This window comes from Pseudomonas sp. P5_A12, from assembly GCF_056400685.1.
In genome coordinates, this window is the sequence record NZ_JBFUKU010000010.1 from 14,672 (window position 1) to 38,950 (window position 24,279).

The 24,279-nt window shown below is 59.4% G+C and carries 25 protein-coding genes; 14 read left to right on the forward strand and 11 right to left on the reverse strand.

Annotated elements, in window-relative coordinates; all coding sequences use genetic code 11:
* The first annotated feature begins 19 nt into the window (after nt 1–19).
* A complete protein-coding gene (locus tag AC1DSG_RS02865; RefSeq protein ID WP_477789497.1) occupies nt 20–907 on the forward strand; it encodes a cytochrome c oxidase subunit 3 in 888 nt (295 codons plus the stop codon).
* A 57-nt stretch (nt 908–964) separates the two neighbouring features.
* Here AC1DSG_RS02865 and AC1DSG_RS02870 read toward each other — a convergent pair whose 3' ends face one another.
* Nucleotides 965–1,168: a twin transmembrane helix small protein gene (locus AC1DSG_RS02870; protein ID WP_007940724.1), complete on the reverse strand. Its 204-nt coding sequence runs from the start codon at nt 1,166–1,168 to the stop codon at nt 965–967.
* Nucleotides 1,169–1,238: 70 nt separating this feature from the next.
* On the opposite strand from AC1DSG_RS02870, the gene AC1DSG_RS02875 reads away from it, so the two are divergent.
* Genes AC1DSG_RS02875 through AC1DSG_RS02895 form a run of 5 tightly spaced genes read left to right on the forward strand, consistent with a single transcriptional unit; the run spans nt 1,239 to nt 5,147 of the window.
* Nucleotides 1,239–1,979, forward strand: coding sequence for an SURF1 family protein (locus AC1DSG_RS02875; protein ID WP_477789498.1), 741 nt, complete (start codon nt 1,239–1,241; stop codon nt 1,977–1,979).
* Entirely contained in the window at nt 1,945–2,538 is a 594-nt protein-coding gene (locus AC1DSG_RS02880; protein ID WP_477789499.1) for a hypothetical protein, read from the forward strand. Before AC1DSG_RS02875 ends, AC1DSG_RS02880 begins: the two co-directional genes overlap by 35 nt.
* Nucleotides 2,539–2,548: 10 nt before the next feature.
* On the forward strand, nt 2,549–3,628 hold the full coding sequence (locus AC1DSG_RS02885; protein WP_477789500.1) for a COX15/CtaA family protein: 1,080 nt from the start codon (nt 2,549–2,551) through the stop codon (nt 3,626–3,628).
* Nucleotides 3,616–4,515, forward strand: a complete 900-nt coding sequence (gene cyoE / locus AC1DSG_RS02890; RefSeq protein ID WP_059181881.1) for a heme o synthase — start codon at nt 3,616–3,618, stop codon at nt 4,513–4,515. The genes AC1DSG_RS02885 and cyoE overlap by 13 nt, the downstream gene beginning before the upstream one ends.
* The gene (locus AC1DSG_RS02895) at nt 4,512–5,147 is read left to right on the forward strand and encodes an SCO family protein (protein WP_477789501.1); all 636 of its coding nucleotides are present in this window, start codon (nt 4,512–4,514) and stop codon (nt 5,145–5,147) included. The genes cyoE and AC1DSG_RS02895 overlap by 4 nt, the downstream gene beginning before the upstream one ends.
* Nucleotides 5,148–5,336: 189 nt before the next feature.
* Here the strand turns inward: AC1DSG_RS02895 and AC1DSG_RS02900 are convergent, their stop codons facing one another.
* Genes AC1DSG_RS02900 through AC1DSG_RS02910 form a run of 3 tightly spaced genes read right to left on the reverse strand, consistent with a single transcriptional unit; the run spans nt 5,337 to nt 7,849 of the window.
* Complete coding sequence (locus AC1DSG_RS02900) at nt 5,337–6,107, reverse strand: MetQ/NlpA family ABC transporter substrate-binding protein (protein WP_477789502.1); 771 nt, start codon at nt 6,105–6,107, stop codon at nt 5,337–5,339.
* Between the two features lie 60 nt (nt 6,108–6,167).
* The gene (locus AC1DSG_RS02905; RefSeq protein ID WP_477789503.1) at nt 6,168–6,842 is read right to left on the reverse strand and encodes a methionine ABC transporter permease; all 675 of its coding nucleotides are present in this window, start codon (nt 6,840–6,842) and stop codon (nt 6,168–6,170) included.
* The gene (locus AC1DSG_RS02910; RefSeq protein WP_477789504.1) at nt 6,842–7,849 is read right to left on the reverse strand and encodes a methionine ABC transporter ATP-binding protein; all 1,008 of its coding nucleotides are present in this window, start codon (nt 7,847–7,849) and stop codon (nt 6,842–6,844) included. The genes AC1DSG_RS02905 and AC1DSG_RS02910 overlap by 1 nt, the downstream gene beginning before the upstream one ends.
* A gap of 212 nt (nt 7,850–8,061) precedes the next feature.
* On the opposite strand from AC1DSG_RS02910, the gene katE reads away from it, so the two are divergent.
* Complete coding sequence (gene katE / locus AC1DSG_RS02915; RefSeq protein ID WP_477789505.1) at nt 8,062–10,251, forward strand: catalase HPII; 2,190 nt, start codon at nt 8,062–8,064, stop codon at nt 10,249–10,251.
* 106 nt (nt 10,252–10,357) lie between these two features.
* On the opposite strand, the gene AC1DSG_RS02920 is transcribed toward katE, so the two are convergent.
* From AC1DSG_RS02920 to zur, 4 genes are read right to left on the reverse strand one after another with little or no spacing between them, the layout of a single operon-like run.
* A complete protein-coding gene (locus AC1DSG_RS02920; RefSeq protein WP_477789506.1) occupies nt 10,358–11,074 on the reverse strand; it encodes a PA5502 family lipoprotein in 717 nt (238 codons plus the stop codon).
* A 37-nt stretch (nt 11,075–11,111) separates the two neighbouring features.
* Complete coding sequence (znuB, locus tag AC1DSG_RS02925; RefSeq protein ID WP_477789507.1) at nt 11,112–11,900, reverse strand: zinc ABC transporter permease subunit ZnuB; 789 nt, start codon at nt 11,898–11,900, stop codon at nt 11,112–11,114.
* On the reverse strand, nt 11,893–12,678 hold the full coding sequence (gene znuC, locus AC1DSG_RS02930; protein WP_310333288.1) for a zinc ABC transporter ATP-binding protein ZnuC: 786 nt from the start codon (nt 12,676–12,678) through the stop codon (nt 11,893–11,895). Before znuC ends, znuB begins: the two co-directional genes overlap by 8 nt.
* A complete protein-coding gene (gene zur / locus AC1DSG_RS02935) occupies nt 12,678–13,160 on the reverse strand; it encodes a zinc uptake transcriptional repressor Zur (RefSeq protein ID WP_477789508.1) in 483 nt (160 codons plus the stop codon). The genes znuC and zur overlap by 1 nt, the downstream gene beginning before the upstream one ends.
* Nucleotides 13,161–13,226: 66 nt before the next feature.
* On the opposite strand from zur, the gene AC1DSG_RS02940 reads away from it, so the two are divergent.
* The gene (locus AC1DSG_RS02940) at nt 13,227–14,147 is read left to right on the forward strand and encodes a zinc ABC transporter substrate-binding protein (protein WP_477789509.1); all 921 of its coding nucleotides are present in this window, start codon (nt 13,227–13,229) and stop codon (nt 14,145–14,147) included.
* Between the two features lie 115 nt (nt 14,148–14,262).
* Here AC1DSG_RS02940 and AC1DSG_RS02945 read toward each other — a convergent pair whose 3' ends face one another.
* Together AC1DSG_RS02945 and AC1DSG_RS02950 are read right to left on the reverse strand one after the other, a co-directional pair.
* Nucleotides 14,263–15,213: a homoserine kinase gene (locus AC1DSG_RS02945; protein WP_477789510.1), complete on the reverse strand. Its 951-nt coding sequence runs from the start codon at nt 15,211–15,213 to the stop codon at nt 14,263–14,265.
* A 58-nt stretch (nt 15,214–15,271) separates the two neighbouring features.
* Complete coding sequence (locus AC1DSG_RS02950; RefSeq protein WP_007947945.1) at nt 15,272–15,562, reverse strand: DUF2782 domain-containing protein; 291 nt, start codon at nt 15,560–15,562, stop codon at nt 15,272–15,274.
* Between the two features lie 74 nt (nt 15,563–15,636).
* On the opposite strand from AC1DSG_RS02950, the gene polA reads away from it, so the two are divergent.
* A complete protein-coding gene (polA, locus tag AC1DSG_RS02955) occupies nt 15,637–18,408 on the forward strand; it encodes a DNA polymerase I (protein WP_477789511.1) in 2,772 nt (923 codons plus the stop codon).
* Nucleotides 18,409–18,708: 300 nt separating this feature from the next.
* Here the strand turns inward: polA and yihA are convergent, their stop codons facing one another.
* On the reverse strand, nt 18,709–19,350 hold the full coding sequence (yihA, locus tag AC1DSG_RS02960) for a ribosome biogenesis GTP-binding protein YihA/YsxC (RefSeq protein WP_033049579.1): 642 nt from the start codon (nt 19,348–19,350) through the stop codon (nt 18,709–18,711).
* 191 nt (nt 19,351–19,541) lie between these two features.
* Between yihA and AC1DSG_RS02965 the strand changes: the two genes are divergently transcribed.
* From AC1DSG_RS02965 to AC1DSG_RS02985, 5 genes are all read left to right on the forward strand, one after another.
* On the forward strand, nt 19,542–19,832 hold the full coding sequence (locus tag AC1DSG_RS02965; protein ID WP_007947948.1) for a c-type cytochrome: 291 nt from the start codon (nt 19,542–19,544) through the stop codon (nt 19,830–19,832).
* A 46-nt stretch (nt 19,833–19,878) separates the two neighbouring features.
* Nucleotides 19,879–20,490: a c-type cytochrome gene (locus AC1DSG_RS02970; protein WP_477789512.1), complete on the forward strand. Its 612-nt coding sequence runs from the start codon at nt 19,879–19,881 to the stop codon at nt 20,488–20,490.
* A 200-nt stretch (nt 20,491–20,690) separates the two neighbouring features.
* Nucleotides 20,691–21,332, forward strand: coding sequence for a thiol:disulfide interchange protein DsbA/DsbL (locus AC1DSG_RS02975; RefSeq protein ID WP_477789513.1), 642 nt, complete (start codon nt 20,691–20,693; stop codon nt 21,330–21,332).
* A 14-nt stretch (nt 21,333–21,346) separates the two neighbouring features.
* Nucleotides 21,347–22,225: an endonuclease/exonuclease/phosphatase family protein gene (locus AC1DSG_RS02980; RefSeq protein WP_477789514.1), complete on the forward strand. Its 879-nt coding sequence runs from the start codon at nt 21,347–21,349 to the stop codon at nt 22,223–22,225.
* The gene (locus AC1DSG_RS02985) at nt 22,222–24,183 is read left to right on the forward strand and encodes a GGDEF domain-containing protein (RefSeq protein WP_477789515.1); all 1,962 of its coding nucleotides are present in this window, start codon (nt 22,222–22,224) and stop codon (nt 24,181–24,183) included. The genes AC1DSG_RS02980 and AC1DSG_RS02985 overlap by 4 nt, the downstream gene beginning before the upstream one ends.
* Nucleotides 24,184–24,279: the final 96 nt, after the last annotated feature.

Sequence of the window (24,279 nt, forward strand, 5' to 3'; positions counted from 1 at the left end):
CCGATAAGGAGAACAATAAATGGCAACTCATGAACACTATTACGTACCGGCCCAGAGTAAATGGCCGATCATCGCCACACTCGGCATGCTCACCACCGTGTTCGGCCTGGCCACCTGGTTCAATGACCTGAAAGCCGCGCGGCCGGAATCCCACGGCCCGCTGATCTTCTTCGTCGGCGGACTGTTGGTGGCCTACATGCTGTTCGGCTGGTTCGGTACGGTGATCAAGGAAAGTCGCAGCGGGTTGTACAGCGCACAGATGGACCGCTCGTTCCGCTGGGGCATGAGCTGGTTCATTTTCTCGGAAGTGATGTTCTTCATCGCTTTCTTCGGTGCGCTGTTTTATGTACGCCATGTCTCTGGCCCGGCCCTCGGCGGCGAAGGCGCCAAGGGCATGGCGCACATGCTGTGGCCGAACTTCGAATGGACCTGGCCACTGCTGAACAACCCTGACTCGAAGCTCTTTCCACCGCCCAAGGAAGTCATCAGCCCGTGGGGTTTGCCGCTGCTCAACACCGTGCTGTTGGTAAGCTCCAGCGTGACCGTGACCATCGCTCACCACGCGCTGAAAAAAGGCCATCGCGGCGCACTTAAACTCTGGCTGGCGCTCACCGTATTGCTGGGCTGCGCATTCCTTTTCTTCCAGGCTGAAGAATACATGCACGCCTACCGTGAACTGGGCCTGACCCTCGGTTCCGGCATCTACGGCGCGACGTTCTTCATGCTCACCGGTTTCCACGGCGCCCACGTGACCATGGGCACGATCATCCTGTTTGTGATGTTGATGCGGATCATGCGCGGGCACTTCGATAACGAGCACCAGTTCGGCTTCGAGGCGGCGACTTGGTACTGGCACTTCGTGGATGTGGTGTGGATCGGATTGTTCGTTTTCGTCTATGTGCTCTAAAGCTTCAAGCTTCAAGCTTCAAGCTTCAAGCTTCAAGCTTCAAGCTTGAGCTTGTAGCTACCACGGAACGTGGGACACCAACTGGCCGCTGAAGAAACCCCAGGCAATCAAGCCGACGGTGGCGGCGGCCAGTGCAACACGAACACTCAAGGCAATGACGAGGCGGTTCGAACTGCTGTCGTCCTTGACCAGAAAAAACAGGCCGCTGAACAGGCTGACAACCGTGGCAATCAGCATCAGGACGATGGCTGCTTTGAGCATGGTGAGACTCCGGGGGAAAGGCGATGCACTTGAGTATAGCTATCGCGACTGCCGACTTTTTGGCCACGCCATGAAGCGTTTCCGGCCGGGCATCGTGCCGACACTTGTGGTCGCGCTATTGCTGCCGTTGCTGGTGTCGCTCGGGTTCTGGCAACTGAGCCGGGGCGCGGAGAAAAGCGCGCTGCTGCAAAGCTACACCGAGCGCCGTGCCGCCGAACCAATGGCCAGTACCGAACTGCAACACACCGAGGATCCGGCCTTCCGCCGGGTTCGTCTGCACGGCCAGTTCGATGCCGGACACAGCCTGTTGCTGGATAACCGTCAGCGCGACGGCAAGGTTGGCGTCGAACTGCTGCAACCGTTTCAGGATCAAGCGACCGGGCTCTGGCTGCTGGTCAATCGTGGCTGGTTGCCGTGGCCGGACCGACGTACCCCGCCGCAGTTCACTACACCGACTCAGGCCCTGAGTCTCGTTGCCTGGGTCTACGTCTCCCCCGGCACCACCTTCCAACTGCACGCCGATCCGAATACCACCACATGGCCACAACTGGTGACCGCCATTGAACCGGCCAAACTGTGGACAACGCTGGATCGTGAAGGGTTTGCCTACGAATTACGTGAAGAAACCGGCCCGGCGTCCTATCAGGCCGATTGGCCCGTAGTCGCCACAGGCCCGGAAAAACACATCGCTTATGCCGTGCAGTGGTTCGCCATGTCGATTGCCCTGTTCGGCCTCTATCTCTATCTCGGCTGGCACAACGCAAAGGAGAAACACCATGGGAGCGGCCATGAATCCACCCAGCATGTCTGAGGCGAAAACGTCGGCGAGTCGGCGCAAAGGTCGCTTGCAGTTACTGCTGATCCTGTTCGGGGTGATCGGTCCGATGATCCTCGCCACCGGCATGTACAAATTGCAGTTCTGGGTACCGGAAGGTCGCAGCTTTCACGGCGAACTGATCGGCAACGGCCAGACCCGCGCCGACCTCGGCGTGCAGGCACAAGAGGATCGCTGGCAGCTGCTGGTGACCGCACCGAAAGAATGCTCGGTGGATTGTCAGCAACTGGTGTACCTGGCGCGGCAGATCCAGATCGGCCTTGGCCGTGATGCCGGGCGCGCCAGTCATGCCTTGGCCGCGGCACAACCGCTGAGCAGTGAGTACGACGCCAAGCTGACGCGCGAGTATCCTCAATTGCAACGCTACCCAATGGACCTGACCACCTTCAGCAAGACGACTGGCGACAAAACTGTGCCGCAACTGTGGATCATCGACCCTCACGGAAATCTGGTGCTGCGCTACGACCCGACGGTGAAGGGAAAGGATCTGCTCAACGACCTGCGCCATCTGCTGAAACTGTCGAACATCGGATAAGGGCATCGTCATGGCCAAACCTGGATTTCGCCTCGCGCTGTTTGCCACCTTGCTGGCACTGATTGTGGTGCTACTTGGCGCCTACACCCGCCTGACCCACGCCGGCCTCGGCTGCCCGGACTGGCCAGGTTGCTACGGTTTTATCAGCGTGCCGAAAAGCGAAGCCCAACTGGCCCATGCCGAACTGCATTTTCCTGACGCACCGGTGGAAGCCCACAAGGGCTGGAACGAGATGGTTCACCGCTACTTCGCCGGCACGCTGGGGCTGTTGATCTCGGTGCTGGCAGGTCGCGCCTGGGTTCATCGCCGCCATCCGGGGCAACCGGTGAAGTTGCCGTTGTTCCTGCTGGCCGTGGTGTTCGCCCAAGCCGCGTTCGGCATGTGGACGGTGACGCTCAAGCTTTGGCCGCAAGTGGTCACCGGGCATTTACTCGGTGGTTTTGCGACATTGAGCCTGCTGTTTTTGCTGTCGTTGCGATTGTCCGGCGTGATGCCGGCGCTGACCGTGCCACGGCGTTTGCAGTACTGGGCGACCGCCGGGTTGCTGCTGGTGATCCTGCAAATTGCCTTGGGTGGCTGGGTCAGCTCCAACTACGCAGCGGTGGCCTGCATCGACTTCCCCACCTGCCACGGTCAATGGCTGCCACCGGCTGATTTCGCCAACGGCTTTCACCTGACCCAACACATCGGCCCCAATTATCTCGGCGGGCAACTGGACAGCGATGCTCGCACCGCCATTCATCTGACTCACCGTATCGGCGCGCTGCTGGTCACGCTCGTATTGCTCGGGCTGGCCTGGCAACTGAAAGTCGTCGGCATGACACGCCTTGCGGGGCTGGTGCTGATCGCGCTCGCCGCCCAAATCACCCTCGGTATCAGCAACGTGATGTTCCACCTGCCGCTGCCAGTGGCCGTCGCTCACAACGCGGGCGGCGCGGCACTGTTGCTGACAATGGTGCTGGTCAATTATCACGCGCGAACCAGTCTGGTTCGGGTCAAACAGCAATCCCCTGCACGCTGGCGCTTCAGCCCGCGTAAACACTCGGCCGGGCCCATAACAATAAAAGGAGAGATGCCATGGCGACGCTGATCGGCGAACGTCACAGTCAGGCAATCTGGCGTGACTATCTGGAGCTGACCAAGCCGAAAGTGGTGGTGCTGATGCTCATCACCTCGCTGGTCGGCATGTTCCTGGCGACTCGCGCCGGGGTGCCGTGGACAGTGCTGGTGTTCGGCAATCTGGGGATTGCTTTGTGTGCCGGCGGAGCGGCGGCGGTCAACCATGTGGTGGACCGGCGCATTGATGCGGTCATGGCTCGCACGCACAAACGTCCGTTGGCCGAAGGCCGGGTATCACCGGCGGCGGCGCTGACGTTTGCCTTGGTGTTGGCGGTGCTGGGCCAGGCCGTACTGCTCGCTTTCACCAATGCGCTGACCGCGTGGCTGACCCTGGCTTCGCTGCTTGGATACGCGGTGGTCTACACCGGTTTCCTGAAACGCGCGACTCCGCAGAACATCGTCATCGGCGGCCTGGCTGGTGCCGCCCCGCCGCTGCTCGGCTGGACCGCCGCCACCGGCCACGTCAGCGCCGAACCGCTGCTGCTGGTGCTGATCATCTTCGCCTGGACCCCGCCACACTTCTGGGCCCTGGCGATCCACCGCAAAGAGGAATACGCCAAGGCTGACATCCCGATGCTGCCGGTGACCCATGGCGAGCACTACACCAAGGTCCACATCCTGCTTTATACCTTCGCGTTGCTGGCCGTCAGCCTGATGCCCTACGTGATCCACATGAGCGGCATGCTCTACCTGATTTGCGCGCTGGGGCTGGGCGCAAGGTTTCTGCAATGGGCCGTGGTGCTGTACCGTGGCACTCGGCCGCACGCGGCGATCAACACGTTCAAGTACTCTATTTATTACTTGTTCCTGCTGTTTATCGCGCTGCTCGTAGACCACTACTTATTGTTGAACCTATGACTCGAACCCAGAAAACTGTTTTCATTCTTGTCGCCCTGATCGCACTGGTCCTGGGCCTGACCATCAACAAAGTGCTGTCCGGTAAAGGCCAGGGCGACCCGACGGCACTGATCGACGCAGGCATCATCTTGCTGCCGCAAAGCCGCAACCTGCCGGACGTGAAGATGACCGATCAGGACGGCAACCCGGTGACGGTCAATCAGCTGAAGGACAAGTGGAGCTTGCTGTTCTTCGGCTACACCTTCTGCCCGGACATCTGCCCGACCACCCTCGCCCAACTGCGTCAGATCAAGAGCGAACTGCCACCGGAAGCGGCGGCCAAGTTGCAGGTCATCCTGGTCAGCATCGACCCGAACCGCGATACCCCGAAGCAACTCAAGCAGTACCTGGGCTACTTCGATCCGCAGTTCAAAGGCCTGACCGCTTCCTCGGTTGATGACATTCAGACGCTGGCCAACGCGGTGAGTATTCCCTTTATTCCGGCGGACACCAGCAAGGCCAATTACACGGTGGATCACAGCGGCAACCTGGCGGTGATCGGGCCGGACGGCACGCAGCGCGGGTTTATTCGGGCGCCGTTGAACAATGCGAAGTTGGTGGCGCAGTTGCCGGTGATGTTGAACCGCAAATAAGCGACATAAACCCTGTAGGAGCCYGGCTTGCCGGCGATGGCGATCTCAGGGACGCCATCGCCGGCAAGCCAGGCTCCTACAGGGGTCGGTGTTTCAGGCATAAAAAAATGGGGCGCATTCAATGCGCCCCAATCGTTCCCACGCTCTGCGTGGTAATGCAGCCAGGGACGCTCTGCGCCCCCTTCAATTTCAGAACGCCGGCAATACCGCGCCTTTGTACTTCTCGAGGATGAAGGCTTTGACCTCCGGGCTGTGCAGCGCAGCAACCAGTTTCTTCATCGCTTCGCTGTCCTTCTCGTCCGGACGGGCCACGAGGATGTTCACGTAAGGCGAGTCGTTGCCTTCGATGACCAATGCATCCTTGGCCGGATCAAGCTTGGCTTCCAGCGCGTAGTTGGTGTTGATCAGCGCCAGGTCGACCTGAGTCAGCACGCGCGGGATCGTCGCGGCTTCCAGTTCACGGAATTTCAGGTCCTTGGAGTTCTCGGTGATGTCCTTCACGGTCGACAGGATGTTGTTCGAATCCTTCAACTTGATCAGGCCAGCCTTGGCCAGCAGCAACAGCGCACGGCCGCCGTTGGTGGCGTCGTTCGGGATCACCACATTGGCGCCGCCCGGCAACTCGGTCAGAGCCTTGTACTTGCTGGAGTAAGCGCCCAGCGGTTCCAGGTGCACACCGGCCACGGCGACCAGGTTGGTGCCCTTGGCCTTGTTAAACTCATCGAGGTACGGCTGGTGCTGGAAGAAGTTGGCGTCCAGACGTTTTTCCGCCACCTGCACGTTCGGCTGAATGTAGTCGGTGAAAACTTTGACCTTCAGGTCCACACCTTCTTTGGCCAGAGCCGGTTTCACGAATTCGAGGATTTCTGCGTGCGGAACCGGGGTGGCCGCGACAGTCAGGGTGTCGGCGTGGGCGGAAAAGGCTGCAACAGCAGCGAACGCGACGAGTAGTTTCTTCATTCAGCTAACTCCATATGAGGCGCCCGTTTGGCGCCTGCCAGCGAATGGCCGGCTCATGTCTTACTTACGGGAAAAATGGACAACCAATTTATCGCCAACGGTTTGCAGCACTTGAACCAGCACCAGCAGCAACACCACCGTCACCACCATCACATCTGTCTGGAAACGCTGGTATCCGAACCGGATCGCCAGGTCGCCCAGACCGCCAGCGCCGACCACACCGGCCATCGCCGTGTAGGACACCAGTGTAATCGCCGTCACCGTAATCGCCGCGTAAATGCCCGGACGAGCCTCTGGCAGCAAGGCATTGGTGATGATCTGCCGCGTCGTCGCGCCCATGGCCTGGGTGGCTTCGATGATGCCGCGATCCACTTCACGCAGCGCGGTTTCCACCAGTCGCGCGAAGAACGGCGTGGCGCCCACCACCAGTGGCGGAATCGCACCGGCGACACCCAGCGACGTACCAGTGATCAGCACGGTGAACGGAATCATCACGATCAGCAGGATGATGAAGGGCAGCGAACGCAGGATGTTCACCACCAGCGACAGCATCGCGTAGACGCCTTTGGCTTCCAGCAACTGACGCGGGCTGCACAGGAACAACAGCACGCCCAGAGGCAAGCCGAGCAACACGGTGAACAACAACGAACCGCCGAGCATCAGCAACGTGTCGCCGGTGGCCAGCCAGATTTCGAACCAGTCGATATTGGCGAAGAAAGCAGTCAGGGCTTCCATTAGCGCAGCACCTCCATGTGGACGTCAGCCGCGGTGAAACGGGCAAACGCCGCGTCCATGTCGCCACCGGTGACGGCCAGGGTCAATTGCCCGTAGGGGATGTCTTTGATGCGGTCGATGCGACCGGCCAGGATGCTGTAGTCCACACCGGTTTCCCGGGCGACAGTGCCCAGCAACGGCGCGTAGGTCGCGTCACCCTGGAAGGTCAGACGCACGATACGGCCCGGCACATGAGCGAAGTCGTCGCGCTGCTCGCTTTCGTCGATCTGCTCGTCTTCTTGCACAAAGCGCTTGGTGGTCGGGTGTTTCGGATGCAGGAACACCTGGGCCACCGAACCTAATTCGACGATCACACCGGCGTCCATCACCGCCACCTGGTCGCAAACGCGGCGGATCACGTCCATCTCGTGGGTGATCAGGACGATAGTCAGCTTCAGCTCGCGGTTGATCTCGGCCAGCAATTGCAGAACCGACGCAGTGGTCTGCGGGTCCAGAGCGCTGGTGGCTTCGTCGCACAGCAGGATTTTCGGCTTGGTCGCCAAGGCGCGGGCAATGCCGACGCGCTGCTTCTGGCCACCGGATAACTGTGCCGGGTACTTCTTGGCGTGGTCGGACAAACCCACCCGCGCCAGCAATTCGGCCACGCGCAGGTCGATCTCGCTGCGCGACAGTTCGCCCGCCAGGGTCAGCGGCAACGCAACGTTGTCGGCAACTGTCTTGGACGCCAGCAGGTTGAAGTGCTGGAAAATCATCCCGACTTGCTGACGGAAGCGCCGCAGGCCGTTGGCATCCAGCGCAGTCACTTCTTCGCCGTCGACGAAGATCTTGCCGCCGCTGGAGTTCTCCAGGCGATTGATCAGACGCAGCAGGGTACTTTTTCCTGCACCGGAATGACCGATCAGGCCAAAGACCTGGCCGTTCTCAATCGTCAGACTGGTCGGATGCAGGGCGGGAATATCCTTACCGGCGACGCGGTAGGTTTTGTGGACGTTTTGAAACTCGATCACGTAGCGAACCTTGTGGGGCGCGTTAGAAAAGGATCAGCGGTTAGCCGGGCGCGCATTTTAGCCTGTCCGTATAGAGGTTATTAGCATTTATTCCGCATTCAACCTTTGATTTGGCAATAACGCGATCAAAGGTCATAAAAAAGGAACGGCTAAAAACCCCATCAGTCACTAATAAGGCAACTCGACTACGCCCCCGGTGCCGTGCCTGGGGAATGCACAAGAATCCTGGCTACGGCGGGAATCGCAACGAGGAGTTTAGACTGATGAGTAACAAGAAGCCTRCCCCCACCCAAAGCGCACTGGCCGGTACCGACACCCTGGACCGCGGCAACACCAATACCAAGCTCGACAGCCTGGAAAAATTTCGCTCCGACGCCACCGAACAGGCCCTGCGCACCAATCAGGGCGTGAAGGTTTCGGACAATCAGAACACCTTGAAGGTCGGCGCCCGCGGGCCTTCGTTGCTGGAAGATTTCATCATGCGTGAGAAAATCACGCACTTTGACCATGAACGCATTCCCGAGCGCATCGTCCACGCTCGCGGGACCGGGGCGCATGGCTATTTCCAGACTTACGAAAACCATTCCACGCTGACCAAGGCCGGTTTCCTACAGGATCCGGGCAGGAAGACTCCGGTATTCACGCGATTTTCCACGGTGCAGGGACCACGCGGGTCAGGCGATACCGTGCGGGACGTGCGAGGTTTCGCCGTGAAGTTCTTCACCGACGAAGGCAACTTCGATCTGGTGGGCAACAACATGCCGGTGTTTTTCATTCAGGACGCGATCAAGTTTCCGGACTTCGTACACGCAGTGAAACCGGAGCCGCATAACGAGATCCCTACGGGCGGCTCGGCTCACGACACGTTCTGGGACTTTGTCTCGCTGGTGCCCGAATCGGCGCACATGGTGATCTGGACCATGTCTGATCGGGCCATCCCGAAAAGCCTGCGCAGCATGCAGGGTTTCGGCGTGCATACGTTCCGGTTGATCAACGCCGAAGGCAAATCACGCTTCGTCAAATTCCACTGGCGCCCCACCGCCGGCACTTGCTCGCTGGTATGGGATGAGGCGCAGAAGCTTGCCGGTAAAGACACCGACTTCCACCGTCGCGACCTCTGGGAAGCCATCGAGATGGGCGATTACCCGGAGTGGGAACTGGGCGTGCAAATCATCGAAGAAGAAAACGAGCACAGTTTCGACTTCGATATCCTCGACCCCACCAAGCTGATTCCTGAAGAAATCGTGCCCATCACGCCCTTGGGCAAAATGGTGCTCAACCGCAACCCGGATAACTTCTTCGCCGAAACCGAGCAGGTCGCGTTCTGCCCTGGTCATATCGTGCCGGGAATCGACTTCTCCAACGATCCACTGCTGCAAGGTCGACTGTTTTCCTACACCGATACGCAGATCAGCCGACTCGGTGGGCCGAACTTTCATGAGATCCCCATCAACCGGCCGGTGGCGCCGTTCCACAACGGTCAGCGGGATGCACTGCACCGCACCACCATCGACAAGGGGCGCGCAGCTTACGAACCCAACTCCATCGACGGCGGTTGGCCGAAAGAAACCCCGCCCGCCGCACAGGATGGCGGTTTCGAGAGTTATCCGGAGCGGATCGACGCCAACAAGATCCGCCAGCGCAGCGAATCGTTCAGCGACCATTTCTCTCAGGCGCGGCTGTTTTTTCACAGCATGAGCAAGCACGAGCAGGAACACATCATCTCCGCCTACAGCTTTGAACTCGGCAAGGTGGAGCGTGAGGCGATTCGCGCGCGTGAGGTGAACGAGATCCTGGCCAATATCGATCTGGATTTCGCCACGCGTGTGGCCGTCAATCTTGGCTTGCCCACGCCGAAAGCCGGGACCGTCGAGGTGCCAAAAACATCTCTGGACCGCTCGCCAGCCCTGAGCCAGGCCAATTTGCTGCCGGGCAACATCAAAACCCGAAAAGTGGCAATTCTTGCGGCCAACGGTGTCGATGGTGCGGCAATTGATGCTATGAAGAAGGCATTGGAGGCGGAAGGCGCGCACGCCAAATTGTTGGGGCCAACCTCAGCACCGGTGAAAACCACCGATGGCAAAACGTTACCGGTGGATGCTTCGATGGAAGGTTTACCTTCAGTGGCATTCGACGCGGTGTTTGTGCCGGGTGGCGCGGCTTCGATCAAGGCATTGAGCGGCGATGGTGTGGCGCTGCATTACCTGTTGGAGGCATACAAACACTTGAAGGCGATTGCACTGCATGGCGAGGCGAAGCAGTTGCTGGATGTGCTTAAGCTGGAGGCTGACGCGGGATTGATCGTGGGGGCAGATGCGAAGTTGATCAAGCCGTTTTTTGCGGCGATCGGGCAGCATCGGGTTTGGGATAGGGAGCCCAAGGCCAAGGCGATTCCGGCTTGAGGTTTTATATCGGTAGTTAGGACGCTATCGCGAGCAGGCTCACTCCCACATTGGATTTGTGTCGATCACATAACCCCCTGTGGGAGCGAGCCTGCTCGCGATGCTTTTAAGGCTTGCGCGGGCTCAGAACCATCTGCGCCTGAACATTGCGCAATATCTGCTTTTCCAGCTTCAGTTCAAAATCCGCATCCAGTTTCTCCACCCGCTTGGTCAGCAACGTCGCCAGCCAGGGATAATCATCGGTGCGCGGCACCTGAATGCTCACGTCGCAGTTAAAATTCACCACATCGGCGGCGATGGCATCGAGTTGGCGTCTAAGTTTCGCCATATCCGTGATATTCAATGCAACCGTAGTGCTTTYGGCCGTCGGATCAATAACCTTCGCCTTGGGTTGGGCTTCAGCGGCTTGAAGATCGGCTTCCGCTTTATCCAGTTCGGCTTTGCGGGCAGTGACGATGGCATTGTTCACCCCGCCCGTCAGCGCCGGGGCTTTCGGCATAAGGGCCCGAGCGCGACTCAACGCGGTGGCGGCGGCATTCACATCGCCTTTTTGCAGCACGATCTGGCTACGGCGCAGATACGCCTCGGCCAGTTGCCGTTGGTATTGCTCAAGGGTTGGATCGTTGGGTGACTGGGCCTGCAAGGCGGCCAATTGATCTTCGGCGGTGGCCAACTCGTCGCTGGCGAGGCTTTGTTCCAGCTGCGTGATGGCCGCAGCCCGGGACTCAGAGACCTCTGGGGCCGCCGGTGGCGTGCTWTGGCAGGCGCCCAGCAGCAAAGAAAATGCGACAAGGAGCAGATAACGGGAGGCGAACAACTTCATTCCTGCGACTCTCTATTTGCGCAAAAAACGAGCAAGTCTACACCCCTCGACGGGGCAGGACAAAACTCAGCAGAAACAGTGCGGCAGCCGTCACAACAATCGAGGGGCCCGCCGGTGTGTCCTTGAACCATGACAGCGACAGCCCGCCGCAGACCGCGAGCATGCCCAACAGGCTCGCGCCCAGTGCCATCTGCTCCGGTGACCGGGCGTGTCGTTGCGCCGCAGCCGCCGGGATGATCAACAGCGACGTAATCAGCAATACACCGACGATTTTCATCGCGACAGCAATCACCACGGCGATCAAGAGCATCAGGGTCAGGCGCAACGACGCCACCGGCAATCCTTCGACCCTGGCCAACTCCTCATGCACCGTGATGGCCAGCATTGGCCGCCACAACGTCACCAGCAACGCCAATACGGCCGCGCTGCCACCCAGGATCCAGGCCAGATCGGACGGGCTGATCGCCAGCAAGTCGCCGAACAGATACGCCATCAGGTCGATCCGTACTTCGTGCATGAAGCTTAGTACCACCAGGCCCAGGGAGAGCGTGCTGGGCGCGAGAATTCCCAAAAGCGTGTCAGACGCCAGCGGTTGGCGTTGTTGCAACGTCACCAGCAACACCGCCAACAGCAAGCAGCCGACGGTCACCGCAACGGTCGGGCTGACATCCAGCAAGAATCCCAGCGCTACGCCGAGCAAGGCCGCGTGGGACAAGGTGTCGCCGAAATAGGCCATGCGCCGCCAGACCACGAACGAGCCCAGCGGGCCCGCCACCAGCGCCAAGGCCAAACCTGCAAGCAGGGCGTAGAGCAGAAAATCAGCCATGCTTGCAGCTATCTCCGTGAACGTGGGGTTGAGCCGCCGAGGCCGCTGTGACCACCGAGCCATGCAGATCATGGGCGTGGTCGTGATGGTGGTGATAAATCGCCAGGCTTTGGGCGTTCTTGCCGAACAGCTCGACGAATGCCGGATCGCCGCTGACCTGCTCAGGATGCCCGGAACAGCAGACGTGGCGGTTGAGGCAAACCACCTGGTCGGTGGTGCTCATGACCAGGTGCAGGTCGTGGGAAACCATCAGCACGCCGCAACCGTGACGGTCGCGCAGTCGCGTAATCAGGTTGTAAAGTTCTGCCTGGCCCGCCACGTCGACGCCTTGCACCGGCTCGTCGAGCACCAGCAGTTCCGGCTCACGCAGCAGCGCCCGGGCCAGCAGCACGCGCTGCATTTCACCGCCGGAAACACTTTGCACCGGGCTGTCGATCACCTGTTCGGCGCCGACCTCCTTGAGTGCCGCCAACGCCATTGCGCGGTCCACGCCCGGCACCAGCCGCAAAAAGCGCAGCACCGACAGCGGCAGCGTTGGATCGACGTGAAGTTTTTGCGGCATGTAACCCACGCGCAGTTTCGGCTTGCGCCAGACGCTGCCGCTGGTCGGCTTCAACAGGCCGAGCACCGCGCGCACCAGCGTGGTCTTGCCGGCACCGTTAGGGCCGATCAGGGTGACGATCTGCCCCGGCTCGACACTCAGCTCGATGTTATCCAGCACACTTTGCCCGGCAAACGTGACAGCAACCTGCTCGAGACGGATCAGCGCGTTGCTCATCAAACCCCCTGGCAACCCGAACAGAGACCGACCACTTCAACGGTCTGGCCTTCGACTACAAAACCGACATCCTTGGCACTCATCACAATCGAGTCACTGATGGACTTCTGTTCGAGCTCAATGGCGGCGTGGCATTCGCGGCAAATCAGGAACTGCCCCTGGTGGGCGTGCCCCGGATGATTGCAGCCGACGAAGGCGTTGAGCGAGGAGATTCGGTGCACCAGGACGTTTTCCAGGAGGAAATCCAGTGCGCGATACACGGTCGGCGGCGCGGCGCGACGGCCGTCCTGCTCACTGAGCACCGCGAGAATGTCGTAGGCACCCAACGGTTTATGGCTTTGCCACACCAGCTCCAGCACTCGCCGGCGCAACGCGGTCAGACGCAATCCCTGGCGTGCGCACAAGGCATCCGCCTCAGACAATGCGCTATGCACGCAATGAGAGTGGTCGTGGGGACGGCTGGCAATCGGTGTTTTAGGCATGAGCGGCGACGAGTTTTGTGAGAGACGTTATTATGTTACTCGTTCTCGCCTCTTCGAGTGGTCATCGTGTCCCGACTTTTTTCTATTTTTGTCGCATTTATCGCAAGTTTTTTGCTGATAGGTTCAGCGCATGCCGAGGTCAAAGTCCTCACCACCATCAAACCCCTGCAATTGATTGCCGCCGCAGTGCAGGATGGCGTGGCGGTTCCGGAAGTGTTGCTGCCACCGGGCACTTCGCCGCATAGCTATGCCTTGCGCCCTTCCGACGTACGAAAAGTGCAATCGGTCGATCTGCTGTACTGGATCGGGCCGGACATGGAAGGTTTCCTGCCGCGCGTGCTGAATGGTCGTGCGCTGCCGAGCGTCGCCGTACAGGATTTGCCGGGGCTGAAGTTGCGTCGCTTCGCTGAAGACAGTCACTCCCACGCAGAAGAAGCGGATGAGCATGACCACGATCACCGCCCTGGCAGTCTGGACGCGCATTTGTGGTTGTCACCGACGAATGCCCGGGTGATTGCTGCAAAAATGGCCGTTGACCTGAGTGCTGCCGACCCGACAAATGCGGCGCGTTATCAGAGCAACCTCAAGGCGTTCGGCGAACGACTGGACGCGCTCGACCTGCGCCTAAAGGCGCGGCTGGCAGGGATCGCAGACAAACCGTACTTCGTGTTCCACGAAGCGTTCGACTACTTCGAAGACGCCTATGGCCTGAAACACACCGGAGTATTTAGCGTCGCTGCCGAAGTCCAGCCCGGCGCCCAGCACGTCGCGGCGATGCGCGCGCGGTTGCAGGAAGTGGGCAAGACATGCGTGTTCAGTGAGCCGCCCTTACGCCCGCGCCTGGCGGAAACGCTGGTATCGGGTCTGCCGGTGAAACTGGCGGAACTGGATGCGCTGGGCGGGTATACGCCGGCGACCGCCCAGGGGTATGAGCAGGTGCTGGAGAAGTTGGGGAATGATTTGGCGGGGTGTCTGGAGTCGCTCTAGATTTTGTTCGGCTTCGCCTCAATCGCGAGCAGGCTCGCTCCCACAGGATCTTTAGTGGACACAACATCTGTGTTCACATCGGTCAACTGTGGGAGCGAGCCTGCTCGCGATGTTTTTAAAGGGCAAACGGCAGCGGTGTGCTGACCTTCTGCCGCTGCGCCAACCGCAACTGAAACTCCATCGGGTCGTGAATCAACACGTCCTGCCCGGCAAATGACTTCGCCGCAATCAACCGTGACAACCAAAACCGCACACACGCCACGCGCAGCATCGTCGGCCACAGTTCGGCTTCAGTCGCCGTGAACGGACGCAACGCCGCATAAGCCCCCAGCAAGGCCCGCGCCCGCGGCCCATCGATCAACCCGTCTTCGTCCGAACACCAGTCGTTCAAGGCAATCGCCACGTCGTAGAGCATCGGCCCCGAGCAGGCGTTGTAGAAGTCGATCAACCCGGTCAGGTGCGTGCCTTCGAACATCGCGTTGTCGCGGAACAGGTCGGCGTGGATATTGGCGCGCGGCAGCGCCAGAATTTTCACCTTCTGTTCGGCGATTTCATCCAGCGCCCGTTTCAGCAAATCGCTTTGCTCGGCATTCAGATGAGAAAGAAACTGCGTGCCTTCCTCCAGCATCCAGTCCAGACCACGATCGGTTTTACGCTTGATCATGTTGGCCTGGGTCGCCAGGTGCAGGTGTGCAAGCAACTCACCCACCTGGGTGCAGTGCTGCGCGTTGGCTTGCTTGATGTGCTTGCCGGCGAGTCGCGGTTGCAGCAGCGCAGGTTTGCCGGCCAGTTCGCGCAGGGCGACGCCATCGGTGGTGCGCAGGGCGTAAGGCACAGGCAAATCGGCCTCATGCAGGACATCGAGCAGTTCAATGAAGAACGGCATCTCGTCGACCGGACCGCGCTCGACCAGAGTCAGGACGAACTCGCCCTGCTCAAGACTGATAAAGAAATTGGTGTTTTCGCTACCGGCAGCAATCCCCTGGAAATCAAGCAGGCGGCCGAGGCCATAAGGGGCGAGAAAGGTTTCCAGCTCGGGCCGAGCCAGGGGGGTGAACACAGACATGGTTAAAACTGCCAGTACGGGCGCCGCTGGTGAGCCAGCGCCAATTGAAATTAAGAAACTACTTCCACTCAAAGATTTTCCACGCCGGAATCAGCATATCCGGCTGATCCGAGCGGATGAAGTTTGCATCTGTACCATCGGCGCGTACCAGAAAATATGGCGGTGCGCCTTTCGGTGTGACCTTGATCGCATACAGGAAACCATTTTGACGGTACTCCTGAATGACCTTGTCCCCTTCCGTGCGGATCGTAACTTCCGGCTCCGCTGTCGGCGCATCGTCCGCCGCCATGACGGCTAATGGAACAGTTGCAAACAAGCCAGCCAGCAACAGGCGATTTAGTGTGCGCATGATAACCTTGTCCCTTTGTCGTCAACGGTCCCGCTATTCTAGCGCCGGACCCGCCGAAAAGGTTGATCCTGCTCATGAGCCAAGCCCCCCTCGTCCTGGTGGACGGTTCTTCTTACCTGTACCGCGCCTTTCACGCGCTGCCACCGCTGACCACGTCCAAAGGCCTGCCGACCGGTGCGGTCAAGGGCGTATTGAACATGCTCAAGAGTCTGCGCAAGCAGTACCCGGACAGTCCGTTCGCGGTAGTGTTCGACGCCAAGGGTGGGACATTTCGCGATGACATGTACGCCGAATACAAGGCCAACCGTCCGAGCATGCCCGACGACATGCGTGTGCAAATCGAGCCGTTGCACCAGAGCGTGATCGCCCTTGGCTTCCCGCTGCTGTGCGTCGAAGGCGTCGAGGCCGATGACGTGATCGGCACCCTGGCCCGCAGCAGTGCAGCGGCGGATCGCCCGGTGATCATCTCCACCGGCGACAAAGACATGGCGCAACTGGTCGACGGCCACATAACCTTGGTCAACACCATGACCGGTAGCAGTATGGACGTGGAGGGCGTGAAGGAGAAATTCGGCGTCGCTCCCGAGCAGATCATCGATTATCTGGCACTGATGGGCGACTCTTCCGACAACATCCCGGGCGTTCCGGGTATTGGCCCGAAGACCGCTTCCGGCTTGTTGGTGGGTGTAAATGGCGGCCTGACCGAACTGTATGCACAGCTCGACATCGTCCCGACCCTGCCGATTCGCGGCGCGAAAACCCTGCCGGCCAAGCTCGAAGAGCACAAGGAGATGGCGTTCCTCTCCTACCAGCTGGCAACCATCAAGATCGACGTGCCGCTGGACATCGGCCTCGATGACTTGCAAATGGGCAAACCGGATCACGACAAGCTCGCTGAGCTGTACACCTTGCTGGAGTTCAAGAGCTGGTTCGAAGACAACCAGCGCGACGCCAAGCGCTCCGGCCAGGAAGTGACCGCGCCCGTGGTTGAAGAAGTCGTCGCCGAGACCGAACTCAAATACACCACGATCCTCACCCAGGCTGATTTCGACCTGTGGCTAAAGAAGCTCAACGACGCCAAGCTGATCGCCTTCGATACCGAAACCACCGGCATTGATGCGCAGCAGGCGCAACTGGTCGGCCTGTCGTTCGCTGTACAAGCCAACGAAGCTGCCTACATCCCCCTGACCCATTCCTACATGGGCGTACCGGATCAGCTGGACCGCGACACCGTGCTTCGCGCACTGAAACCGATTCTGGAAGACCCGAACAAGCTCAAGGTTGGCCAGCACGCCAAGTTCGACATGAACATCCTGGCCAACTGCGCCATCGGCGGTGATCAGAGCTGCGGTATCACTGTGCGGGGCATCGCTTTCGACACGATGCTCGAATCCTACGTGCTGGACTCCACGGCGACCCGCCACGACATGGACAGCCTGGCGCTCAAGTACCTGAATCACACCACTACCAGCTTCCAGGACATCGCCGGCAAAGGCGCCAAACAGTTGACGTTCGACCAGATTTCCCTGGAACTGGCCGGGCCTTACGCCGCCGAAGACGCCGACGTGACGCTGCGCCTGCACCAGACGTTGCAGGAAAAGCTCAATGCCATCCCGAGCCTGAGCAGAGTCCTCAGCGAAATCGAAATGCCGCTGGTACCGGTGCTGGCGCGGATTGAACGCCAGGGGGCGCTGGTCGACGCCAATCTGCTGGGCATTCAAAGCGTGGAACTGGGCGAGAAAATGGTCGCCCTCGAGCGTGAGGCATTCGCCATCGCCGGCGAAGAATTCAACCTCGGCTCGCCCAAGCAATTGGGCGTGATCCTGTACGAAAAACTCGGCCTGCCGGTCCTCAGCAAAACCGCCAAGGGCCAGGCCTCCACCGCCGAAGCCGTGCTGGCGGAACTGGCCGAGCAGGATTTCCCGCTGCCCAAAGTGCTGATGCAGTACCGCTCGATGAGCAAGCTGAAAAGCACCTACACCGACCGCCTGCCGGAACAGATCAACCCGCGCACCGGCCGGATTCACACTTCCTACCATCAGGCCGTGGCAGCCACCGGGCGGTTGTCGTCCAGCGATCCGAACCTGCAGAACATTCCGATCCGCACCGCCGAAGGCCGTCGCATTCGTCAGGCGTTTGTTGCACCCACAGGTTACAAATTGCTGGCGGCGGACTACTCGCAGATTGAACTGCGGATCATGGCCCATCTGGCCAAGGACGAAGGGTTGCTGCACGCCTTCCGCAATGATCTGGACGTGCATAAAGCCACGGCGGCCGAAGTCTTCGGCGTTGAACTGGCGGATGTGACCACCGATCAGCGTCGTAGTGCCAAAGCGATCAACTTCGGTTTGATCTACGGCATGAGCGCGTTCGGCCTGGCCAAGCAGATCGGTGTTGATCGCAAGCAGTCGCAGGCGTACATCGACCGTTATTTCGCCCGTTACCCAGGCGTGCTGCAATACATGGAGCGCACTCGCGCCCAGGCGGCCGAGCAAGGTTTTGTTGAGACGATCTTCGGTCGCCGTCTGTACCTGCCGGAAATCAACGCGAAAAACCCGGCCCTGCGCAAAGGTGCCGAGCGCACGGCGATCAACGCCCCGATGCAAGGCACGGCAGCGGACATCATCAAGAAAGCCATGGTGGCCGTGGATAACTGGCTGACTTCGTCAGGCCTCGACGCCAAAGTCATCCTGCAGGTGCACGATGAATTGGTTCTCGAAGTGCGTGAAGATTTGGTCGATCAGGTTCGCGAGGAGATTCGCATCCACATGAGCGACGCTGCGAAGCTGGATGTGCCGCTCCTGGTAGAGGTTGGGGTCGGAAATAACTGGGATGAGGCTCACTGAGCCTTCTGAACTGGCGTTTTCTGCTGTGGCATAGCGCCGCAGCAGAAAGCGCGGAGCGCTTTATATCGAAAAATCCTTGGGTTTATTTCCAATGGATTTGGAACTTCTTCGGAACTAAACCCGTCAACTACCACTCAGAGTTACTGAATGGCTGGTGAAGCCCTTCGATGCTCCTATGTTGTGTTAAGTGTTGGCAGATAATCTGGACCCCGCCCTAGCGGTCCGGAACTTGAGCCCCGGAACTTCCTCCTCCCCATAGAAGTCCGGGGTTTTTTTTTGCCTGCCAATTGCCTCAATGCCTTACTCGGCAGCCTCGGAACCTTTGTCCGCCAGCTCCATCCAGCCTGCCAGCACAGTGTAGGCGTCTTCCAGACCCAGGCGTTTTGGCGCCGAGAACAGCTGAATACTGACTGCATCCCCCCAGCCCTTACGGATATCGGCCTGAACTTTGAGCAGGACGTTTTTCGCCGCGCCGTACGTCAGCTTGTCGGCTTTGGTCAGCAAAATATGCATCGGCATGCCGCTGGCGACAGCCCAATCGAGCATCAACAAGTCGAAGTCGGTCATTGGATGACGGATGTCCATCATCAAAATCAGACCTTTCAAACTCTCGCGACCACCCAGATACGCTTCCAGGTGACGCTGCCAGTGCAGCTTCAGCGGGATAGGTACTTTTGCGTAACCGTAACCCGGAAGGTCGACCAGACGACGATCATCGTCTAGCTTGAAGAAGTTCAAGAGCTGCGTGCGCCCCGGGGTTTTCGAGGTTCGCGCAAGACTGGCGTGCGTCAGGGTGTTCAGCGCACTGGACTTGCCGGCGTTGGAACGGCCGGCGAAGGCCACTTCAAAGCCTTCATCGTCCGGGCATTGATCGACTTTGGCAGCGCTGAGCATGAAGGTGGACTGTTGGCACAGGCCGAGGATGGGATTCTTGAGTTGCATGGGATTTCCGATGTGGGCGGCGCCGGGAATGGACGCGGCAAGCGGTGTCGTTTCCGTTTCAGTGACGCCAGTATATAATGCCGCAGATTTTGTGTGCGCTTTGTCCCAGCGTAGGATGAAGATCACGAGAGCGATTGACCTTGATTGCGCACTAGAACGCAACATGCTCTCAACCCTGAAAAGGTCGTTTTATGACGAAATGGCTGCTAGCTGCCGGTGTCTTGATGCCGCTTTACAGCGCTCAGGCTACACAGGATCCGGAAGCTGTGTACAACCGTGTTTGTGGTGCCTGTCATTCCGGCCAACTACCCATGGCCCCTCAAAAGGGCGATCAGGAAGCTTGGACGCCGAGGTTGGCGAAAGGTATGGAGACGCTGGTGCAACACGTGACCCAGGGTTTCAAGGCGATGCCGCCGCGTGGTTTGTGCATGGACTGCAGTGCCGAGGATTACCAGGCAATCATCCAGTGGATGAGCGAGTGATTCCGGTCCATAACTCTTTAACCCTTAGCCGTAGTTGGATTAGCTGATGAACAAATTGATCGTGAGTCTGCTGTTGACCGTGGGGATCTCCGGCATTGCCCATGCTGCAGGTGATGCGACTGCTGGTCAGGCGAAAGCCGCAGTATGTGGCGCCTGTCATGGCCCGGATGGCAACAGCATGGCGCCTAACTTTCCAAAACTGGCAGGCCAGGGTGAACGCTACCTGACCAAACAGCTGCACGACATCAAGTCGGGCAAGCGCACCGTTCTGGAAATGACCGGGCTGCTGACCAACCTGAGCGATCAGGATCTGGCTGATATCGCTGCCTACTTCGCCAAACAGAACGGCAGTGTTGGCGCCGCCGACCCTAAAATCGTGGCCCGCGGTGAAGCCTTGTTCCGTGGCGGCGACCTGGCCAAGGGCCTGCCAGCCTGCACCGGTTGCCACTCTCCAGACGGCAAGGGCAATGCGGCCGCCGGCTTCCCCCATCTGGGTGGCCAGCACGCTCAATACGTCGCCAAGCAACTGACCGATTTCCGTAAGGAAGAAGGCGGACGCACCAACGATGGCGATGCCAAAACCATGCAGACCATTGCCAAACGACTGAGCGACGAAGATATCGCCGCCGTGTCCAGTTACATTCAAGGCCTGCACTAAGGCCGGTTGATCGAGCGTTGCGAGCGATGAACATCTCTTGCAACGTTAACGCTCGATTAATCCGTCGCAGCAAGTATAAAAAGGGTGGCTTAGGCCGCCCTTTTTTGTGGCCGCTGCCGTTACACTACAGAACTCAAGCCCGCCAGGACCTGTCTGAAAACAGGTCGCGCGAGGCGACCAAAATTGTCCAGGAGTAAAGCATGCGTAATCTGATCATCAGCGCCGCATTCGTCGCTGCCAGCCTGTTCGGCATGACGGCCCAAGCCGCCGAAGCCCCAGCCGCCCCTTTTGTCGAACTGACCAATCCGGTTCCGGTCGCCGTGCCTGGCAAAATCGAAGTCGTGGAGCTGTTCTGGTATGGCTGCCCGCACTGCTATGCGTTCGAACCGGTGATCAATCCTTGGGTCGAGAAGCTGCCCTCCGACGTGAACTTCGTGCGTATTCCAGCCATGTTCGGCGGCCCGTGGKATGCTCACGGCCAGATGTTCCTGACTCTGGAAGCCATGGGTGTCGAGCACAAGGTTCACGCCGCGGTTTTCGAAGCAATCCAGAAAGAACACAAGAAACTGGTCACTCCAGAAGAAATGGCAGAGTTCCTGGCCACTCAGGGCGTCGACAAGGACAAGTTCCTGGCCACCTTCAACTCCTTCGCCATCAAGGGCCAGATCACCAAAGCCAAAGACCTTGCGAAGAAGTATGAAATCTCGGGCGTACCGACCATGATCGTCAACGGTAAATACCGCTTTGACGTGGGCTCTGCCGGCGGTGCCGAGCAAGCCCTGAAACTGGCCGATACACTGGTCGACAAAGAGCGAGCGGCTAGCAAGGCTGCCGCCAACTAAGCGAAGCGACTGCCATGCGCCGCTGGGGAACTGAACGCGTTGTTGGCCTGCATGATCCACGGGTCAACGAACATCACCTGGAGTCGACGGGCTTGCCCGCAGACAGTCGTCTGCGCTTGCTCAGCTTTAATATCCAGGTCGGCATCAGTACCGAGCGGTATCGGCATTATCTGACCCGAGGCTGGCAACACTTGTTGCCGCACACCGGGCGTGCCGACAACCTGCAAAAAATCGGCAACCTGCTGGGCGACTTCGATCTGGTCGCCTTGCAAGAAGCCGATGGCGGCAGCCTGCGATCAGGCTACGTCAATCAAGTCGAACACCTGGCGCAGCTCGGCGCCTTCCCCTACTGGTATCAACAACTCAATCGCAACCTCGGACGCCTCGGCCAGCACAGCAATGGCGTGCTCAGCCGCTTGCGCCCATGGGTGATTGAAGATCACCCGCTGCCGGGGCCCAAGGGTCGCGGAGCGATTCTGGTGCGCTTCGGCGAAGGTCCGGAGGCATTGGTGGTGGTCATGATGCATCTGGCGCTGGGCGCTCGCGTGCGCAGCCTGCAACTGGCCTACATCCGCGAGTTGATCGGCGGCTATAAACACCAGGTGCTGATGGGCGACATGAATACCCATGCCAGTGACTTGCTGCAAAACTCCCCGTTGCGTGACCTCGGGCTGCTCGCACCGCAACTGGAAGCAACCTTCCCCAGCTGGCGCCCACAGCGCTGCCTGGACCACATTCTACTTAGCCCGACGCTGACCCTTGAAAAGGTCGAGGTCCTGGCACAGCCCATTTCCGATCACCTGCCAGTCGCGGTAGAGATTCGTCTGCCGGGTTCGCTCACTGCGGATGCATTACCCGCGTTGAGCCCTGCCCCGCGCGGACCCCATGAATGAGCGACGAAACACAGCGCTGGAAAGAGAAATACCTCAAAAGCATCGAACAACTGGAAAAGCTTGAACGTCGCTGGGATGCCCGGCTCGACCTGCTGCGCCGTGGGCTGGTGCGTAGCACGCTGGCTGCTGAAGGTACTGACCGCGCCGTCGACCAATGCATGGAAGAGATGCGCGAAGTCGTGCGTACCGATGACATGGACGCTGGCCTGGCGGCCCTGCTGCCGCGACTCGAAAAAGCCGTGCTCGATTCAGAGCAGCGCCGGGAAACCCGAGTCAATCAAACCAGCGCCGCACTGACTGCGCTGGTCGCGCAACTGCAATCATTGCCGCTGCCGCGGGAAGTGAGCCGGCCGCTCAAGAGCTTTGCCAAAAAGCTCGAAGAAAGAGCCAGTCAGGCCCGCGAAATTCCGTTGCTGCTCAGCGAACTGAGCGGTCTGCAAGGCAAAGCCTTGAGTCAGTTGGAGAAACCTGCGGAGCCCGAGCAGCCCGGTTTTTTGCAGAGACTGTTCGGCAGCCGCGACGCTGACGAGGAAGTGCAGCAGGTCGTCGCTCCTGCCGCTTACACAGCCGCTGCGCAGCCTGTGGAGCCGGCTGCCGAGATTGCGCATGTTGATCACGCATCGAATGAGGAGCGACCGTCAGTCACACAACCAGCGGCACCCATCTGTGAAGGGGGGGTACTTGTCCCGCCCGCCCTTGAGGCAGTCGCTGCCTATGTGCCAACTCCGGAATCACAAACGGCTTCGGACAATGAACACCAGGAAGAGCCCACCCTTCCCCTCCTCGCACCCGCCACGCTGATTCAACCGGCAATCAATCCTGATGAGCTGACCCCGGCATTCACGGCCATTGATCCTGAGCACCGCGATCCAGATATCCTTCTCTACGCCTTGCCCGACTCACCGGAGCCGTCATACAGCTCGGTTGCCAGACACATCGAAAACACACTGCTGGGCCTGCTCGACGATCTGACATTACCGGAACGCTACCGACCACAAGCTGAAGCGATGCGTGATCGCCTGCAAAATGGTTTGAACTGGTATGAATTGATTCCGATCCTCGACGATCTAGCGACCTTGATGCTGGCGATAAATGACAATGGCCAGCACGAATTCGAAGCCTATTTACAGCAACTCAATGAACGCCTGGAGTCCTTCCAGAGTAACTTGCAGGCTGCCAGCGAAGGCCACGCCGACAGCCGCTCTGCGGCGCGCCAGATGGATACGCAGATCCGCGAACAGGTCGACGGCTTGCACAGCAGCATGCAGGAAGCGGCGGACCTGGATGACCTCAAGCTCGTCCTGGAGAACCATCTTGAAGGTCTGCTGGGCACCATGGATCACCACAAGCAGCAGCGTGACGAACGTGAACAAGCGGTAGCCGCACGGTTAAACAGCCTGGCTGAACGGGTGGCGCACATGGAGCAGGAAGCGCTGGGTTACCGTGAACACCTTGAAGAGCAGCGGCAGAAAGCGCTGATCGATCCGCTCACCGGCCTGCCCAATCGAGCCGCCTGGAGTGAACGCCTTGATCACGAAGTCGGCCAATGGAAACGGCACGGCAATACCCTGTTGCTGGTCATGCTTGATCTCGATCACTTCAAAAGTATCAATGACAACTATGGTCACCTGGCAGGCGACAAGGTGCTGAAAATCATCGCCAACGTGCTGCGCAAGCGCCTGCGCGGCACCGATTTCATCGCGCGATTTGGAGGTGAGGAGTTTGTGCTCCTGATGCCCTGCACGGTGCCGGCAGTGGGCGCAAAACTGCTGGAAACCCTGCGCGCCTCAATTGAAGCCTGCCCTTTTCACTTTAAAGGCGAGCGCGTAACCATCACAATTTCCATGGGCCTTACGGCGCTAAAACCCGGCGAACATACCGACATGGCACTCAAAAGAGCCGATCAGGCGCTGTATCGCGCCAAAAATGCCGGGCGCAATCGGGTGGAGGTCGGATAACGGCCATTTTGTTCGATTTTGTTTAAAACAGAGCATTTGCCGTCGACACTCAAAACAGTACGTTACACTGTTGCATTACTGTCTCGCGTGTACTGC